We start from the raw sequence: 17,353 nt of genomic DNA, 5'->3' as shown, positions 1-17,353 counted from the left end.
GCGGCAGCCCTCAGCGGGTGCGGACCGACGACGACGTCCCGCCGCCTCCCACCGTCCGGGCGGCCTCGTCCAGCAGCGGGAGCAGCGTGTCCCGGAACGCCGTGTTCACCCCGGTGGTCGACGTCACGTCGAGTCCTTCGAGAGCGCGCTCGATGTCCGTCCGAGCACGCTGCCCGTCGCCTTTCGCGAGGTGGGCGATCGCCCGAGCCCGCAAGGACATCCGGACGAGCGTCAGCCCCCGCACCTCCTCCGCGATGGCGATCGCGCGGTCGGCCGCGTCGATCGCCTCGGCGGGACGGTCGAGCGCGACGAGCGCCTCCGACATCCGGTAGTGCAGCGTGCTGACCAGGAGCGTCATGGCCCGGGTGAAGACCGGCGCCCCGGCGTGCACCTGGTCGTAGGCGGCGCGGTACTCGTCGAGCGCGAGCTGGTGGTGACCCGTCGCTCGCGCCAGGTCGCCGAGGAGGGAAGCGGCGCTGGTCGTGCCCTCGCTGTCGCCGGCGAGACCGAACTGCAGCAGCGCGGTACGACAGGCCGCGAGGCTCCCGTCGAGCCCGTTCTCCTTGAGCATCCAGCTGAGGTAGAAGTTCGCCCAGCCGAGCTGCTGGTGGTCCCCCGACGCCTCGGCGGCGGTGACCGCGAGCCGCGCGAGCCGGAGTCCTTCCACGCGGTCAGACGACTCGACGACGGTGGCCCACACGAGGTAGCCCAGGTGCATGGCCTCGAGGCGCTCGTCCCCGAGGGCGCGTGACGAGTCCACGGCGAGGCCGAAGAACTCCGTCCAGTGACCCCATTCCGCCCAGAGCTCCGAGAACCAGTGCATCGCGTCTGCCACGTCGACCACCAGGGCGTGCTCGCCGGCCTTCGCCGCCGCCTGCATCGCCGGCCACCAGTGGTGCTCCTCGAGGCGGATCCAGGCGTCGGCCGCCTCTGCGTCGGCGAACGTCACACCAGCAGGTCCGGCACCCGTCGGCGACCGCTCCGGTTCGAACCAGGCGCCGGCACGCTCCAGGCTCCCGAGCAGCCAGTGCCGCAGGCGGTCGCGGCGCGCCCGCGTCGCCCCAGGAGCACCGTCGGCGTCGTCCGCAGCGACCCGTCGTGAGCCGGCGAACAGGCGCACGAGGTCGTGGAGGTGATACCGGTTGCCACCTCGGGCCTCCAGCAGGCCGAGGTCGGTCAGCTCGTCCAGCCAGTCCTCGACCGCGCCGGTGCTCACGGGGGACGCGAGGGTCGCGGCGGCGATCCGGGCGTCGAAGGTGCCGGCGTCGAGCACGGAGATCGCGCGGAACAGGGTCGCGACCGCCGGCTCGAGGTCTTCGTAGGACAGCGTGAAGGCCGCCTCGACCGCCAGGTCACCGGCCACCAGCATCCGGAAGCGGTTCTCCGCGGACCTGATGCGTGCCGAGAAGTCGCCCGCATGGACCGCCGGTGTGCTGGCGATCCGGTTCCCGGCGATCCGCATCGCCAGCGGGACGTGGCTGGAGAGCTCCGCGAGCTCGCGCAGGTCACCGGCTTCGCGCTGGTCCGCGGGGATGATCTTCGCCAGGAGCTCGACGCTCTCCTCCGGCCTGAGGGGACCGAGCGTGATCCGCCGCACGCCCTCCAACCCGGCGAGGGCACGCCGCGACGTGATGACGACCGCGCTGTCGGTGCCCAGCGTGAGGACGGGTCGAACCTGACGTTCCGAGTCGGCGTTGTCCAGCAGGACGGTCACCGCCTGCTCCGCGGTCACCGCTCGCCATCGGAGGACGGCGTCGTCGAGCGTTCTCGGCACCGCTTCGCCGAGACCGGGGACCTGGCGAAGCAGGGCACCGACGACCTGGATCGGCGTCAGCGGCGACGAGCTCAGGCCGTCGAGGTCGAGGAACAGGACCGGACGGTGCGGGTGCTCGAGGCGATGGATCGCCTCGAGCGCGGTCGTCGTCTTGCCGATCCCCGCCAGCCCGGAGATCACGACCGGTGCGACGCGGCCCTCTCCGGACGGAGACAGGAACGACGTGATCTCGGCGATCTCACGCTCTCGACCGCTGAAGTCCCAGACCCGGTGGGGCGCGACCGCCGAGGCGCGTGGCCCTTGCGCCGGGACGGCTCGTCGGGCGCGCGACTCACGCAGCAGGCTCTCGCGGTCCGAGGGGCCGAGGCGGAGCCCTCTCGCGAGCGCGTCGATGGTCCGGCGGTGCGGGGCGACGCTGACGCCTCGCTCGACGTCGCCGATCGTCCGGACGCTCACCCCCGAGCGTTCGGCGAGGGCTTCCAGGGTGAGGTCGGCCGACAGACGCAGCCGACGAAGCTGCTCGCCGAGGGTGCGGGACCGGTTCACCGGAGGAGACTTCGCACTTCTGCCTGCTTTCTGCCTGGTGGCGCACCCGGGTCGGGCGGTGAGGTGAGGGGGAGCGTTCGCCGACGGTCGCACCCGACCGGGCGACACCCGATCTCCGGCGCATCAGCCGGGTCGACACCACCAGAAGCAGAGGATAGTTCCATGCCCTACATCACGACCTCCGACGGTACGGAGATCTACTTCACGACGCAGGGCTCGGGCCAGCCGGTCCTGTTCAGCCACGGCTGGCCGCTCAGCTCGGACGCGTGGCAGGTCGAGCTGAAGCTGCTCGCGGACGCCGGCTACCAGGCCATCGCGCACGACCGGCGCGGTCATGGCCGTTCCTCGAAGACCTCCACGGGCAACGACATGGACACCTACGCCCGCGACCTCGCGGAGCTGGTGGAGGCCCTCGACCTGCGCGACCTCGTCGTGATCGGTCACTCGACCGGTGGCGGAGAGGTCGTGCGGTACGCCGCGCAGCACGGCGCCGGCCGTGTCTCCCGTGTGGTGACCGTGGGTGCCGTCCCTCCTCTCATGGTCCAGACCGACGAGAACCCGGGCGGCCTGCCGATCAGCGTGTTCGACGGCATCCGTGCGGGCGTGCTGGACGACGCATCGCAGTTCTACCAGGACCTCGCCGAGCCGTTCTTCGGCGCGAACCGTGAGGGCGCGAACGTGTCCCAGGGCGCGAAGGACGACTTCTGGCGGCAGGGCATGCTGGTGAACCTGGCTGCCGCGTACGACTGCGTGAAGGCCTTCTCCGAGACGGACTTCACCGAAGACCTCAAGGCCCTCGACGTGCCGATCCTCATCGCGCACGGTGACGACGACCAGATCGTCCCGATCGGGGCTGCGGCTCTCCGCTCCGCCGAGCTCGTGAAGCACGGCACCCTGAAGGTCTACCCCGGAGCGCCGCACGGCATCTACGGCGACTTCCGGAAGGCGCTCGGCGCCGACATCCTCGAGTTCCTGGCCCGTTGATGACGACCGTGAGCGCCCGCCTCGCGGACCTGGGCATCACGATCCCGCACCGGTCGCCGGCACCGGCCGGCGTCTACGTCCCCGCGGTCGTCAGCGGCGGCCTCGTCCTCACCGCCGGTCAGCTCCCTCTCGTCGACGGGAGGCTTCCCGTCACGGGGAAGGTCGGCGCCGAGGTCACCCCGGAGGAGGCCTACGGCTGCGCGCGCACCAGCGCGCTCAACGCCCTGTCCGCCGTCCTCGAGGTGCTGGGCAGTCTCGACCGTGTCACGCGCGTCGTGAAGGTCGTCGGGTTCGTCGCGTCCGACCCCGCCTTCACCGGCCAGCCCGGCGTCCTCGACGGGGCGTCCGAGGTGCTCGGCGCGATCTTCGGCGACGCCGGGGTGCACGCGCGGAGCGCGGTCGGCGTCGCAGTCCTGCCGCTGGACGCGCCCGTCGAGGTCGAGCTGACCGTCGAGTTCGCATGACTCATACCCACGAAGGAGCACCACGCATGTCTGAAGAGATCACCGTCGTCCTGGTCCACGGCGCGTTCGCCGAGTCCGCCAGCTGGTCCGGTGTGATCCCGCGGCTCACCGAGGCCGGGGTGGCCGCCGTCGCCACGCCGAACCCTCTGCGCAGCGTCACCGCGGACGCGGAGAACGTACGGCGGGCCGTCGAGGGTATCGGCGGGCCCGTCCTGCTCGTCGGCCACTCCTACGGCGGCGCAGTCATCACCGAGGCGGCCGTGGACAACCCGGCCGTCGTCGGCCTGGTCTACGTCGCCGCGTTCGCCCCCGACCACGGCGAGAACGCCCTCGGGCTGACCGGTCAGTTTCCCGGGAGCACCCTCGGCGAGACGGTGCGGGCGTACCCGCTGGGTGACGGGACCAACGACCTCGTCGTGGACCGGGATCTGTTCCCCGGCCAGTTCGCCGCCGACGTCCCGGCCGCCGACGCCGCGATCCAGGCCCGGACGCAGCGCCCGATCAGGGACTTCGCCCTCGGCGAGCCGCAGCCGGCGCAGACTCCCGCCTGGAAGTCGCTCCCGTCTTGGTTCGTCTTCGGCGACGCCGACAAGAACATCCCCGTCGAAGGTCTGCGGTTCATGGCCGAGCGTGCCGGAGCCGTCTCGACCACGGAGATCCCCGGCGCGTCCCACTCGGTCATGGTGTCGCAGCCCGGAGCAGTCGCCGACGTGATCACCGCGGCGATCGACCACCTCTCCCGGAAGTAGCTCTCCCTGAAGGACGGGAGGGTCCGCACCGCACACGACCCGGTGCGGACCCTCCCGTCCTGCAGCGTCGCGGGGTGCGTGCACGAGCCCTGCAGCACCGCTGAACGCAGAAAGTCCCGGCCAGGATCACCTGACCGGGACTTTCCGAAGGTCTTCCGACTCGGAAGTCGAAACCCTCGTCACGTGCGCGAGGGGGGACTTGAACCCCCACGCCCTTTCGGACACTGGCACCTGAAGCCAGCGCGTCTGCCATTCCGCCACTCGCGCGTGCCGCAGAAGACTAGCAGCACCAGACCTTCCCCCGGAAATCGCACCGCCCGTCCGGGAGCCACCGCAACCCCCGCGCGTCGACCATGTCATCACGCGCTGTCGACCACGGCCTCCAGGCCGTTCTGACCCGTTCGGCGACCTTCAGGTCGTGCTCGGCGCCGAGCGAGGGCTGGGGTCGCGGCGACCGCGACCGGACCGCGCACACGCGGTGACCCTCGCCGTCCGCCCGACGTTCACATCGTCCACCACGAACGCGCCACATCCGTCCCGGATTCTCCCGGCGAAACGGGCCGACGCCGCAGACGTGGTCGATACGATCTAGGTAGTCTGCCTGGACGCGGGTCCGCGTCCACGGTGATCGGCGAGCAGGGGCATGAGCGAGCGACGAACGGGAGGAGGTGGCATGGGAGTCCTGGACCGTTTCGAGAAGGGCGTGGAGCGCGTCGTGAACAACGCGTTCTCCAAGGTCGGGCGCAGCGAGGTCAAGCCTGTCGAGCTGGCGAGCGCGCTGCGCCGGGAGGTCGACGACCGCGCCGCCGTCGTGGACCGTGACCGCACGGTCGTGCCCAACGAGTTCACCATCGAGCTGTCGGTGGACGACTTCGGCCAGGTCGAGGGCTGGGGCGCGGAGACGCTCGCCGACGAGCTGGCGTCGAACGTCACGCAGTACGCGGCGTCGCAGCACTACGCGTTCGTGGGCCCGGTGAGCGTGAGCTTCGAGCAGAACGACGTGCTCGAGACCGGCCGCTTCCAGCTCCGGTCGGCGAGCGTGCGCGGCAACGTGGCTCCCGCGACGTCGGCGTCGCCGAGCACGCGGCACCCGCTCGTCGACATCGACGGCCAGCGCTACCTCCTGACCGGTCCCGTGACGGTGATCGGGCGCGGGTCGGAGGCCGACATCGTCGTGGACGACCCGGGCGTCTCGCGCCGGCACCTCGAGATCCGCGTGACGCCGGAGGGCGTCATCGCGTCCGACCTCGGCTCGACGAACGGGCTGTTCGTCGAGGGCCACCAGGTCCCGGCGGCGACGCTGCTCGACGGCAACTCCCTCACCATCGGCCGTACCCGCATCATGTTCTGGACCGGCGCGTCCGACAACGAGGAGTGGTGATCCGGCCCGCATGACCGACCTCACGTTCACCCTGCTCCGGCTGGGCTACCTGGTGCTGCTCTGGGTGTTCGTGCTCTCCGCGATCGGGGTGCTGCGTCGCGACCTGTACGGCACCAAGATCACGCCGCGCCGCGGGAAGAAGCCCGACGCCGGTGCTCGCCCCGCACCGTCGGCCTCCGCCGGCGCGCCGGCAGCCCCGGAGCCCGCCCGGCCCTCGGCGCCGGCCGGCCCGTCGCGGCTCGTCGTCACGGCCGGCCCGCTGCGCGGGACGACGGTCCCGCTGACGACGTCGTCGATCCTCATCGGCCGAGCCCCGAGCTGCACGCTCGTCCTCGACGACGACTACTCGTCGTCGCGGCACGCCCGGATCTTCCCGCAGCACGGCTCCTGGTTCGTGGAGGATCTGGGGTCCACGAACGGCACCTACGTCGACGACCAGCGCATCACGCAGGTGATGCCGCTCGGTCCGGGGACGCGCGTGCGGATCGGTCAGTCCGTCGTCGAGCTGCAGAGGTAGCCCGCAGTGAACATCGCCCTGCGCTACGCCGCGCGCTCCGACGTCGGGCTCGTGCGCTCGAACAACCAGGACTCGGGGTACGCGGGGCCGCACCTCCTCGTCGTCGCCGACGGGATGGGCGGGCACGCCGGGGGCGACGTCGCGTCGTCCATCGCGATCGCCGCGCTCGCGCACCTCGACGGCGAGTCGCACGGGTCCGACGACGCGCTGACCGAGCTCGAGCAGTCGATCGACCACGCGCGCCAGGATCTCGTCGAGCGCAGCGAGTCCGACCCCGAGCTCGTCGGCATGGGGACCACGGTCACGGCGATCCTGCGCACGGGCAACAAGCTCGCGATGGCCCACCTCGGCGACTCGCGCGCGTACCTGCTCCGCGAGGGGGAGCTGGCGCAGGTCACGACGGACCACACGTTCGTGCAGCACCTCGTCGACACGGGCCGCATCTCGGCGGACGAGGCGGAGACCCACCCGCAGCGCAACGTCGTCATGCGCGTGCTCGGCGACTTCGACATCGACCTCACGCCCGACATGTCGGTGCGTGAGGCGAAGGCGGGGGACCGCTGGCTGCTGTGCTCCGACGGCCTGTCCGGCTTCGTGAGCACCGAGACCCTCGCCCAGACGATGACGGACACCCCCGACGTCGACGAGTGCGCGGACCGGCTGCTGCAGCTCGCGCTGCGCGCCGGCTCGACGGACAACGTCACGGTGGTCGTCGCGGACGTCGTCGACGTCGACGCCCTGCCCGACGGCGGTGCGCCCTCGACGCGCGCACAGATCGTCGGCTCGGCCGCGATCGACCGCGACCGCCCGACCTCCGCGGCGGACGGTCCGGCCGCGCGCGCCGCCTCGCTGGTCGCGAGCGCGAAGGCGTCCACCGCGACAGAGGGCGAGACCGCCACCGGCGAGGGCGACGAGCCCGGCGAGGACGACGCCGACGGCACGGACGACGTCCGGCCCGGCCGGGCGCCGCGCCGCTGGATCACGTTCGTCGCGATCGCGCTCGTCGTCGTGGGCCTGGGCGTGGCCGGCTGGGCGGGCTACCGCTGGACCCAGACGCAGTACTACGTGGGCGTCGCCGACGGGCAGGTCGCGGTGTTCCGCGGCATCCCGGAGAGCGCGGGCCCGGTGACGCTCTCGACCCCCGTCGAGCTCACGGGGACGCGTGTCGACGATCTGCCGGGGTACGTCGTCGACCGCCTCGAGACCACGATCCCCGCGTCGTCGCTCGACGATGCGCGCGCCCGCGCGGACCGCCTCGTCGCGGAGGCGGCCGCGGACGAGGAGACGGACCAGGGAGCCGGCGAGGACGCGACGTCGGGCGACGAGCCCGGGACGACCACGCCGACACCGACGGACGAGCCCACGAGCACGCCCGAGGTCACCACCAGCAGCGACGCGGGGGCGTGATGGCGACGGTGGAGACCACCGACGTGCGCCCCGGCCGGGGCGCGGAGCTCGGTCTGCTGTTCCTGGCCCTCGCGCTGGGCATCGGCGCGTACGCGATCGTGGGGCTCCAGCTCACGGGCGAGCTCCCGGGCCGGTTCTACGTGTACAGCGGCGGCATGATCGTCCTCGCCGGTGCCGCGCACGTGCTGCTCCGGATCAAGGCCCCGTTCGCGGACCCCGTGATCCTCCCCGTCGCGGTCGCGCTCAACGGCATCGGCCTCGCGATGATCTTCCGGCTCGACCTCGGCTCGCAGATCACCGGCGGCAGCCAGGACCTCGCGCCGCGCCAGCTCCAGTGGACGGCGCTCGGCATCCTCTGCGCGTTCCTCGTCATCTGGTTCCTGCGCGACCACCGCACGCTGCGCCGGTACACGTACACCGCGATGATCGCGGGCATCGTGCTCGTCGCGCTGCCGCTGGTGCCGGGGCTCGGCACGCGCATCAACGGCGCGCAGATCTGGATCGAGGTCGCGGGCTTCTCGCTCCAGCCGGCCGAGTTCGCGAAGATCGCGTTCGCGATCTTCTTCGCGGGCTACCTCGTGACCAATCGCGACACGCTCGCGCTCGCCGGGCCCAAGCTGCTCGGCCTCCAGCTCCCGCGCCTGCGCGACCTGGGCCCGATCATCATCGTGTGGCTCGTCTCGCTCGCGATCCTCGTGTTCGAGCGCGACCTCGGGACGTCGCTGCTGTTCTTCGGGCTGTTCGTCGCGATGCTGTACATCGCGACCGAGCGCGTGAGCTGGGTCGTCATCGGCCTCCTGCTCTTCGCCGCCGGAGCGGTCCTCGCCGCCACGACGTTCGGCCACGTGCAGGCCCGCGTCGACGTGTGGCTCGACCCGCTCGCGCCGGAGATCTACAACCGCGACCCGGGTGGTTCCGGCCAGCTCGTCGGCGGGCTGTTCGGCATGGCGAACGGCGGGATGTTCGGCACCGGGTGGGGCGAGGGCTACCCGCGCCTCGTCCCCTACGCGTTCTCCGACTTCATCTACGCGTCGCTCGGCGAGGAGCTCGGCCTCACGGGCCTGCTCGCGATCCTGCTCGGCTACCTCGTGCTCGTCGAGCGCGGCCTGCGCACCGCGATCGGCGTGCGCGACGGCTTCGGCAAGCTCCTCGCGGGCGGCCTCGCGTTCGTCATGGCGTGGCAGCTGTTCGTCGTCGTCGGCGGCATCACGCGCATCATCCCGCTCACGGGCCTGACCATGCCGTTCGTCGCGCAAGGCGGCTCGTCCCTGCTCGCGAACTGGATCGTCGTGGGCCTGCTCCTGCGCATCTCCGACGACGCGCGGCGACCGTCGTCGCTGCCCGTGCGCGGTCTCGTGGCGCCCGGCGGGGCGCGACAGCGCACCGACAGCGACCCCGTGGAGGTCGTCGGCGGGACCGGGGCGATCCCGGTGGGAGCGATGCCCGACGACGCCCCCACCACGGTCGGCGGCGGGCAGCCGGGCACGGGGCCGGTCCGGGCGGCGACCGGCGTCCAGGCGGCGGTGCCGCGCGCGGGCGAGCCCGCGCCGTCGGGCACAGGGCCTGGCACCGGACCTGGCACAGGCCCGGACCGTGACCCGGACGCCGACGACCAGCGCACCGAGGTGGTCAGCAGACCGACCGACGCCGACCCGTGGGGAGGAGCCCGATGAACGTCCCCCTGCGCCGTGTCGCGAGCGTCGTCCTCGTGATGTTCCTCGCGCTCATGGTGTCGACGACCTACATCCAGGTGTTCCAGGCGGACAGCCTGAACAACGACGGTCGCAACGTCCGCACGATCTACCGCGAGTACGGCAACTTCCGCGGCCCGATCGTCGTCGCGGGCGAGGCGATCGCGTCGTCGACCCCGGTGGACGACCCGTTCGGGTTCCAGCGCGCCTACACGAACGGGCCGCTGTACGCGCCCGTGTCCGGGTACTTCTCGGTCGTCAACGGCACGTCGGAGATCGAGCGCGCGGAGAACGAGTACCTCAACGGCGAGGCGAGCTCGCTGTGGCTCGACCGGCTCACCGCGCTGTTCACGGGCGAGCAGCCCCAGGGTGCGTCCGTCGAGCTGACCATCGACCCGGCCGCCCAGCAGGCCGCGTGGGACGCGCTGGGCGACCAGCGCGGCGCCGTCGTCGCGATCGAGCCGAAGACCGGCCGGGTCCTGGCGCTCGTGTCCAAGCCGAGCTTCGACCCCAACGCGCTCGCCACGCACGACACCGGGGCGGCGAGCGCGGCGTTCCAGGAGCTGACGAACGCCGACGGCGACCCCATGAGCAACCGTGCCATCCGCGGCAAGACGTACCCGCCCGGGTCCACCTTCAAGCTCGTCACGTCGGCGGCCGCGATCGAGAGCGGGCAGTACACGTCCGAGTCGGTCGTCCCGGCCCCAGACGTGTACCAGCTGCCCCAGTCCGGCCAGCCGATGAACAACTTCGGCGGTATCCGATGCTCCCCGACGGGGGAGATGACCCTCGCCGACGCCCTGCGCATCTCGTGCAACTCCGCGTTCGCCGACCTCGCCGTGACGCTCGGCGACGACGCGATGCGCGACCAGGCGGAGGCGTTCGGGTTCGACGACGACTCGCTGACCATCCCTATGGACGTCACCGCGAGCCACTACCCGACCGAGGAGCAGTCGGCGCCCGACGACCTCGCCCGTGCGGGCATCGGTCAGGGTGAGGTGAAGGCCACGCCGCTGCAGATGGCGATGGTCTCGGCCGCGATCGCGAACGACGGCGTGCAGATGGCGCCGTACACCGTGGAGACGATCCGCAACCCGGACCTCGAGGTGGTCCAGCAGACCGAGCCGCGCCGCCTGCGCACCTCCGTCTCCCCGTCGACGGCCGACCAGCTCACGCAGATGATGCTCGGCGTCGTCCAGAACGGCTCGGGCACGGCCGCGCAGATTCCTGGCGTGCAGGTGGCGGGCAAGACGGGCACGGCCGAGAACGATCCGGCTCTCCCGCCTCATGCGTGGTTCACGGCCTTCGCCCCGGCGGACGACCCGCAGGTGGCCGTCGCCGTCATCGTCGAGAACGGCGGTTCCTCAGGCAGCGAGGCGACGGGCGGTGCGGTCGCCGCGCCGATCGCGAAGGCCGTCATGGAGGCGGTGTTGAACGGATGAAGCCCGTTCGAGGGCTCCACCTCGGCAACCGGTACCGCCTCGTGCGGCGCATCGCCGTCGGGGGCATGGGCGAGGTCTGGGTCGCGGCGGACGACGCGCTCGGTCGCGAGGTCGCGGTCAAGGTGCTGCGCACCGAGTACGCGGGCAACGAGGACTTCCTCAACCGCCTGCGCACCGAGGCCCGCAACAGCGCCGCGCTGTCGCACCCCAACATCGCGCAGATGTACGACTACGGCGAGCAGGACCGGTCGGGCTACCTCGTCATGGAGCTCGTGATCGGCGAGCCCATGGCCGACCTGCTCGAGCGCGAGCCCGTGCTGCCGCCGTCGCGGCTCCTGCCGATCCTGTCGCAGACGGCGCGCGCGCTGCACGCCGCGCACGTGTCGGGCGTCGTGCACCGCGACGTCAAGCCGGGCAACATCCTCATCGACCGCTCCGGCACGGTGAAGATCACGGACTTCGGCGTCTCGCTCGCGGCCAACCAGGTGCCGATGACGGCCACCGGCATGGTCATGGGCACCGCGCAGTACCTGTCGCCCGAGCAGGCGGTCGGGCAGGCCGCGACCGGCGCGTCCGACGTGTACGCGCTGGGCATCGTCGCGTACGAGTCGGTCGTCGGGAACCGGCCGTTCACGGGCTCGACGCCCGTCGACATCGCCGTCGCGCACGTCAACGAGGCCGTCCCGCCGCTGCCATCGTCGGTGGACCCGGAGCTGGCCGCGCTCATCATGGCGATGCTCGCGAAGGACCCGCTGGCGCGCCCACGGACGGCGGCGAGGCTCGCCCAGACGCTCGACGAGATCGGCGCCCGGCTCGCTGCCGACCCCTGGTCCGCGCGCGTGAGCGGGCAGCCGACGCGACGGTCCCGACGCGGTCGCCACGAGCCCGAGGACGCGGCGTCGGCGAGCGCGGGATCCACCGGCGCTGCGGCCGGGGACGCCGGACGCGGCGGCGCCCCGCACGAGGACCTCGCCCCGGTCATCACGCCGATCGTCATCCCGGCGACCGTCCGCGAGCCGCAGCCGGACGACGAGCGCCCGGCACCGCCGGCACCGCCCGCCCCCACGGAGGCTCCGCCGTACGCCGGCGGTCCGGCGCTGCCGTGGGAACGGCCGTCGTCGCCCACGCCCGGCACGCCCGGGGAGGACGACGACGCGGCGTCCCCTCGCTCCTACCCGCCCCGCCGAGAGATGCACGGCTCGTCCCGCACACGCCGTCCGGCACCTGCGGCAGCGCGGCCCGGCTCGCCGCGCGCCGCGACGCGGAGCACGGGCCCCACGGGCCGGCCCGACGTGCCCGGGGACCGACCGGGCTCGGGCGACCGGACGGCGTCGGGCCCGCCGGCGACCCGTGCGGAGATGCGCCGCCAGACCCAGGACACGCCCGGACGCACGACCACGGCGCGCCGGACCTCGACCACGACGGGCCAGCGGATCGGCGGCATCCCGAAGGGGATGACGTGGCCGCTCGTCGCGCTGCTCGGGCTGCTCCTCGTCGTCCTCGTGGCGACGATCGTGACGGGTGGCGACGGCTCCGCGGACGACGCCGCGCGGTCCGCCGTCCCGACGACGACCGTCGTCGCCCTGCTCGCCTCCCCGGGGGAGCACGGGGTGACATCGTGACGACATCGTTGTGTTCCCGTCCCTCCCGGAAGCCCTCGGGTGGGATGATTGCGCCAGATGTGCCGCGCGCGGACGCGCCCGCGGCTCCGACGACTCCGAAGGACGAATGAGTGGTGGACAACGCTCCCCGCGTGCTTGCCGGTCGCTACGAGGTCGGTGAGCTCATCGGCCGCGGCGGCATGGCCGAGGTGCACATCGGCCACGACGCCCGGCTCGGACGCACCGTCGCGATCAAGATCCTGCGCTCCGACCTCGCGCGAGACCCGTCGTTCCTGGCCCGCTTCCGCCGCGAGGCGCAGGCGGCCGCGTCGCTGAACCACCCCGCGATCGTCGCCGTGTACGACACGGGCGAGGACGTGCACACCGACACCCAGGGTGCGTCGGTGCACGTCCCGTTCATCGTCATGGAGTACGTCGAGGGCCACACCGTGCGCGACATCCTGCGCGACGGCCAGGCGGTCCCCATCGACGAGGCCGTGGAGATCACGGCCGGCGTGCTGGCCGCGCTCGAGTACTCGCACCACGCGGGCATCGTGCACCGCGACATCAAGCCGGCCAACGTCATGATCACGCCCACGGGCGCGGTGAAGGTCATGGACTTCGGCATCGCGCGTGCCGTCGCGGACTCCGCGGCCACGATGACGCAGACCCACGCCGTCATCGGGACTGCGCAGTACCTGTCGCCCGAGCAGGCGCGCGGCGAGACGGTGGACGCGCGCAGCGACCTCTACTCGACCGGCTGCCTGCTCTACGAGCTCCTCACGGGTCGCCCGCCGTTCATCGGCGACTCGCCCGTCGCCGTCGCGTACCAGCACGTGCGCGAGGCCCCGGCGACGCCGAGCGCCGTCGCGCCCGACGTCCCCGAGGTGCTCGACCGGATCACGCTCAAGGCGCTCGCCAAGGACCGCACCGCGCGCTACTCGAACGCCGCCGAGTTCCGTGCGGACCTCGAGAACGCCGTGCGCGGCGGGGCGATCACCGCGCCGTCGCTCGGGGTCGCGGCCGCGGCCGCCGGCCTGGGCGCCGTCGCCGCAGCGGACATGCAGCCGACGATGGTGGAGTCGGCCACCCAGGTCATGAGCCCCGCAGCCGCACCGCCGAACCCCTGGGCGACGGCGGCGGCCCCCGCCGTCCCGCCGGGCGACGTCCCCGGCGAGGACGAGGAGGAGCCGAAGAGCCGCAAGGGTCTCATGTGGACCCTCATCGCGGTCGGCGTCCTCGCCATCGCCGCGATCGTCACCCTGTGGCTGCTCAACCGCCCGCCGGCCGAGCCGGACACGGTCACCGTCCCCACGGTCCAGGCCGGGATGACGGAGGAGGAGGCGCGCGCGCTGTTCGAGGACCTCGACCTCGAGTTCACGCCGGTGCTCGAGCAGAGTGCCGACGTGCCCGAGGGCGAGTTCATCCGCCAGGACCCGGCGGGTGGGGAGGACGTCGATCCCGGCACCGAGGTCAGCGTCTGGTTCTCCACCGGCCCGGACAGCGTGCAGGTGCCCGACGTCGCGGGCAGGAGCCAGGACGAGGCGCGCCAGCTCCTCACGGACGCCGGTCTCACGGTCGGGACGGTGAACACGGAGAACTCCTCGAGCGTGCCGGAGGGCAGCGTGACGCGCACCGATCCGGGCGCGAACGAGACGGTCGCGGCGAACTCCGCCGTCACGCTCTACACGTCCGACGGGCGCGTCGAGCTCGGTGAGCTCGTGGGCATGAACCGGCAGGACGCCGAGGCCGCGATCACCGAGCTGGGCCTCAACCCCGTCGTCGAGGAGACCGAGTCCGACGAGGCCGAGGGCACCGTGCTGTCGCAGCGCCCCAACCCCGGCCAGGTTCCCCAGGGTTCCGACGTGACGATCGAGGTCGCGATCCCGCGGGCGGTCGAGACGACCACCGTCCCGACGGGCCTCGCCGGCATGACCGAGGCGCAGGCGACCGAGGCGCTGGGGGGCGCCGGGCTGAACGCGTCACCGAACCGCCAGACGCAGGAGTCGGACACGTGGCCCGCGGGCACCGTCATCGGCTCCGACCCGCGCGGCGGGACGGAGGTGCCCGAAGGCACCGAGGTCTCGCTCATCGTCTCGACCGGGCCCGGCCCGTCCGGCGGCGAGACCGGTGGCGGTGGTGGCGAGGGCGGCGGCAACGGCGGCGGGAACGGCGGCGGCGACGAGGGCGAGGGCTGACCTCGGGCCCTCGCCCCGCCGGCGCCCCGCCCGGAGCACCGCGCCGCGCCTGGAGCACGCACCACGACGGCGGCCCCTCACCTCGCGAGGTGAGGGGCCGCCGTCGTGCACGGTGGGGAGCCGCTCGGGTCCGGCCCGAGCGGGCGGGGCTACTGCCGCACGAGCGGTGCCATGCCCGCGGACCGCTCGACGGCGCCGTCGAGACCGCACGCCTCGAGCCAGTTCGCGAGCAGGCGGTGCCCGCCCTCGGTGAGCACGGACTCCGGGTGGAACTGGACGCCGTGCAGCGGCAGGTCGCGGTGCTGCAGACCCATGACGACGCCGCCTGCGGTCTGCGCCGTCACCTCGAGCACGCCCGGGACGGTCTCCCGCACGACGGCGAGCGAGTGGTACCGCGTGGCGGTGAACGGCTCGGGCAGGCCGCCGAGGACCCCGGCGCCGTCGTGCTCGACCAGGCTCGTCTTGCCGTGCATGAGCTCGGGGGCGTGCGTGACGGTCGCGCCGTAGACCTCGGCGAGAGCCTGGTGGCCCAGGCACACGCCGAGCATCGGCGTGCGCGACGCGGCGCACGCCCGGATGACCTGCTCGCTCTGGCCGGCCTCCTTGGGCGTCCCGGGGCCGGGGGAGACGAGCACGCCGTCGAAGGGCGTGCCGTCGGTGTCCCGGAAGACGCCGTCGGCGTCGGGCTCCGGGACGGCGTCGTTGCGCACGACGACGGTCTGCGCGCCGAGCTGGTCGAGGTAACCGACGATCGTGTAGACGAACGAGTCGTAGTTGTCGACGACGAGGATGCGGGTCATCTCGGGGTCTCTCCTGCCTCTGCCGGGATGCCGACGGCGCCCGTCTGGACGTTGGGGTCGTTGAACGGCATGCGCTCGGCGACGATGGGGAACAGCCACTCGAAGCACACCAGCACGACGGCGGCCGCGAGGACGAGCAGCAGGAGCACCCGGACCCACGCGGGCCCCGGCAGGACGCGCCACAGCGCTCCGTACATCATGCGCTCCCGTCGGTCGGTGCGGTCTGGCCCACGAGGTCGGGCGGCGTGCCGTCCGCGACGGGCAGCCAGTAGTCGAGCTTCGCGTTGACGATGAAGCGCGCCTGGAGCGAGTTGAGCCCGATGGGGTGGCACGTCGTGAGCGTCAGGTACCGCTCGGTGGGCTCCACGCCGGGCTCCCACGGGACCGGGGCGACGGCCTCGACCTGGTCCGGCTCGACGGCCTGCATGTGCGTCACGCGGTACACGTACCAGGTGTCGTCCGCCTCGACGACGATCGGGTCCCCGACCTGCAGCTCCTCGGCGCGGTGGAAGATCGCGCCGTAGGTCATGCGGTGGCCGGCGAGCGCGAAGTTGCCCACGTCCCCCGGCATGACGGTCTCGGGGTAGTGGCCCGCCATCGCCTTGTCGAGGATCGCCCGTTTGTCGGTGCCCTCCGCGATCGGCATGACGGCGTCGTCCCAGCGCGGGACGTGCAGCGTGCCGAAGACCTCGCCGGCGGCCGGCGGCTCCATGACGGGCGGCGCGTCCCGGCGCACCTGGACCGCGACGTCGTCCGCGTCCGGGACCGGCGCGTCGAGTTCGGCGAGGATCTGCGCCTGCTCGCGGTCGGCCTGCACGTCGGTCCACCAGAGCTGCCACACCACGTAGAGGCCGAGCAGCACCCCCAGGGTGATGAGAAGCTCGCCCACCACGCCGACGACGGCGGAGACCGGGCCACCCCGACGCGACCTCCCGCCGGAGCGGTGTCGGATCGGTGGTGCCGTGGCGGTGCTCACGGGGCGACCTCGGCGGGCCGGTCCTCGTCCGTCTGCGTGGCGTCGTCCGGGACGGACGTCGGCGAGGACGAGCGCGCGTACTTCAGCTCGAGCGCGCCCTCGTAGCGCGGCATGTCGATCCGGTCGTGGTCGTCGACCGCCCACCCGAGGTTCACGGCGTCGACGTACTCCTGGTAGATGTCGATCCGGTCCGAGCGGTCGAGCGCGGCACGGAGCTGCTGCGGGTCCCCGACGGCCTCCACCACGTACGGCGGCGAGTAGACGCGACCGTGGAGGAGCAGGATGTTGCCGGCGCACCGGAACGCGGACGTCGCGGTGACGCGCTGGCCCTGGAGGGTCATCGCCTCGGCGCCGCCTGCCCACAGGGCGTTGACGACGGCCTGGATGTCCTGCTGGTGCACCACGAGGTCGTCCGGACGGATCGACGCGGGGTAGCTCCCCTCGGGCGGCGCGTCGTCGAGCATGACCGAGACGCCCGGACCGCTGACCGCGACGGTGCCCGCGGCGACCCCGGACCGGCTCGCGAGCCCGGGGTCGACCGCGCCGGAGGCCGGGTCGGCCGCCGAGGGCGAGGCGATCTCGTCGTCGAGCGCGTCCACCTGGGCCGCGAGGTCGGCGACGCGATCGGACTCGCGGTCCACGAGCTGGGCGAGGTTCTCCGGGTGCCGGCTCTCCTCGCCGCGCGCGAGGCGCGCGCTCGCCGTGAACATCAGGCCGGCGAGGGCCAGCACGAAGGCGACGGTCAGCGCGGACCGCCAGCGCCGGGCGCGCGAGGGCGCAACGGCCGGGGGATGCTCGGTGCTCATGCGCCCTTCCTTCCTGC

The 17,353-nt window shown here is 72.8% G+C and carries 15 protein-coding genes and 1 tRNA gene; 10 read left to right on the top strand and 6 right to left on the bottom strand.

Annotation, left to right across the window (positions count from 1 at the left end; translation table 11 throughout):
* Positions 1-10 precede the first annotated feature (10 nt).
* Positions 11-2,320 (bottom strand): helix-turn-helix domain-containing protein, encoded by a 2,310-nt coding sequence (locus V5D56_RS04160; protein WP_435737799.1) that lies wholly within the window; start codon positions 2,318-2,320, stop codon positions 11-13.
* 162 nt (positions 2,321-2,482) lie between these two features.
* Between V5D56_RS04160 and V5D56_RS04155 the strand changes: the two genes are divergently transcribed.
* From V5D56_RS04155 to V5D56_RS04145, 3 genes are read left to right on the top strand one after another with little or no spacing between them, the layout of a single operon-like run.
* Entirely contained in the window at positions 2,483-3,304 is an 822-nt protein-coding gene (locus V5D56_RS04155) for an alpha/beta fold hydrolase (protein ID WP_435737798.1), read from the top strand.
* On the top strand, positions 3,304-3,768 hold the full coding sequence (locus V5D56_RS04150; protein ID WP_435737797.1) for a RidA family protein: 465 nt from the start codon (positions 3,304-3,306) through the stop codon (positions 3,766-3,768). The genes V5D56_RS04155 and V5D56_RS04150 overlap by 1 nt, the downstream gene beginning before the upstream one ends.
* Positions 3,769-3,794: 26 nt before the next feature.
* Positions 3,795-4,517, top strand: a complete 723-nt coding sequence (locus V5D56_RS04145; RefSeq protein ID WP_435737796.1) for an alpha/beta fold hydrolase — start codon at positions 3,795-3,797, stop codon at positions 4,515-4,517.
* A 184-nt stretch (positions 4,518-4,701) separates the two neighbouring features.
* On the opposite strand, the gene V5D56_RS04140 is transcribed toward V5D56_RS04145, so the two are convergent.
* Positions 4,702-4,784: transfer RNA gene (locus V5D56_RS04140), tRNA-Leu, on the bottom strand.
* A gap of 406 nt (positions 4,785-5,190) precedes the next feature.
* Between V5D56_RS04140 and V5D56_RS04135 the strand changes: the two genes are divergently transcribed.
* From V5D56_RS04135 to pknB, 7 genes are all read left to right on the top strand, one after another.
* Positions 5,191-5,898, top strand: coding sequence for an FhaA domain-containing protein (locus V5D56_RS04135; RefSeq protein ID WP_435737795.1), 708 nt, complete (start codon positions 5,191-5,193; stop codon positions 5,896-5,898).
* A 10-nt stretch (positions 5,899-5,908) separates the two neighbouring features.
* Positions 5,909-6,415 carry an FHA domain-containing protein FhaB/FipA gene (locus V5D56_RS04130; protein WP_435737794.1) on the top strand — a complete coding sequence of 169 codons (507 nt, stop codon included), beginning with the start codon at positions 5,909-5,911 and terminating at the stop codon, positions 6,413-6,415.
* Between the two features lie 6 nt (positions 6,416-6,421).
* Positions 6,422-7,822 carry a Stp1/IreP family PP2C-type Ser/Thr phosphatase gene (locus tag V5D56_RS04125; RefSeq protein WP_435737793.1) on the top strand — a complete coding sequence of 467 codons (1,401 nt, stop codon included), beginning with the start codon at positions 6,422-6,424 and terminating at the stop codon, positions 7,820-7,822.
* Positions 7,822-9,495, top strand: a complete 1,674-nt coding sequence (locus tag V5D56_RS04120; protein ID WP_435738949.1) for an FtsW/RodA/SpoVE family cell cycle protein — start codon at positions 7,822-7,824, stop codon at positions 9,493-9,495. The genes V5D56_RS04125 and V5D56_RS04120 overlap by 1 nt, the downstream gene beginning before the upstream one ends.
* A complete protein-coding gene (locus V5D56_RS04115; RefSeq protein WP_435737792.1) occupies positions 9,492-10,955 on the top strand; it encodes a peptidoglycan D,D-transpeptidase FtsI family protein in 1,464 nt (487 codons plus the stop codon). Before V5D56_RS04120 ends, V5D56_RS04115 begins: the two co-directional genes overlap by 4 nt.
* Entirely contained in the window at positions 10,952-12,577 is a 1,626-nt protein-coding gene (locus V5D56_RS04110; RefSeq protein ID WP_435737791.1) for a protein kinase domain-containing protein, read from the top strand. Before V5D56_RS04115 ends, V5D56_RS04110 begins: the two co-directional genes overlap by 4 nt.
* A gap of 110 nt (positions 12,578-12,687) precedes the next feature.
* On the top strand, positions 12,688-14,754 hold the full coding sequence (gene pknB / locus V5D56_RS04105; protein ID WP_435737790.1) for a Stk1 family PASTA domain-containing Ser/Thr kinase: 2,067 nt from the start codon (positions 12,688-12,690) through the stop codon (positions 14,752-14,754).
* Between the two features lie 149 nt (positions 14,755-14,903).
* Here the strand turns inward: pknB and V5D56_RS04100 are convergent, their stop codons facing one another.
* Genes V5D56_RS04100 through V5D56_RS04085 form a run of 4 tightly spaced genes read right to left on the bottom strand, consistent with a single transcriptional unit; the run spans position 14,904 to position 17,336 of the window.
* Complete coding sequence (locus V5D56_RS04100; RefSeq protein ID WP_435737789.1) at positions 14,904-15,554, bottom strand: aminodeoxychorismate/anthranilate synthase component II; 651 nt, start codon at positions 15,552-15,554, stop codon at positions 14,904-14,906.
* Positions 15,551-15,754: a hypothetical protein gene (locus tag V5D56_RS04095; protein WP_435737788.1), complete on the bottom strand. Its 204-nt coding sequence runs from the start codon at positions 15,752-15,754 to the stop codon at positions 15,551-15,553. Before V5D56_RS04095 ends, V5D56_RS04100 begins: the two co-directional genes overlap by 4 nt.
* On the bottom strand, positions 15,751-16,530 hold the full coding sequence (locus V5D56_RS04090; protein WP_435737787.1) for a class E sortase: 780 nt from the start codon (positions 16,528-16,530) through the stop codon (positions 15,751-15,753). The genes V5D56_RS04095 and V5D56_RS04090 overlap by 4 nt, the downstream gene beginning before the upstream one ends.
* Entirely contained in the window at positions 16,527-17,336 is an 810-nt protein-coding gene (locus V5D56_RS04085; protein WP_435737786.1) for a DUF881 domain-containing protein, read from the bottom strand. The genes V5D56_RS04090 and V5D56_RS04085 overlap by 4 nt, the downstream gene beginning before the upstream one ends.
* Between the last annotated feature and the right edge of the window lie 17 nt (positions 17,337-17,353).

The sequence above is a fragment of the Cellulosimicrobium sp. PMB13 genome (assembly GCF_051294865.1).
GTDB lineage: Bacteria > Actinomycetota > Actinomycetes > Actinomycetales > Cellulomonadaceae > Cellulosimicrobium.
Note: the sequence above shows the minus strand (reverse complement) of the source record. Positions and strands in the feature narration are given on the sequence as shown.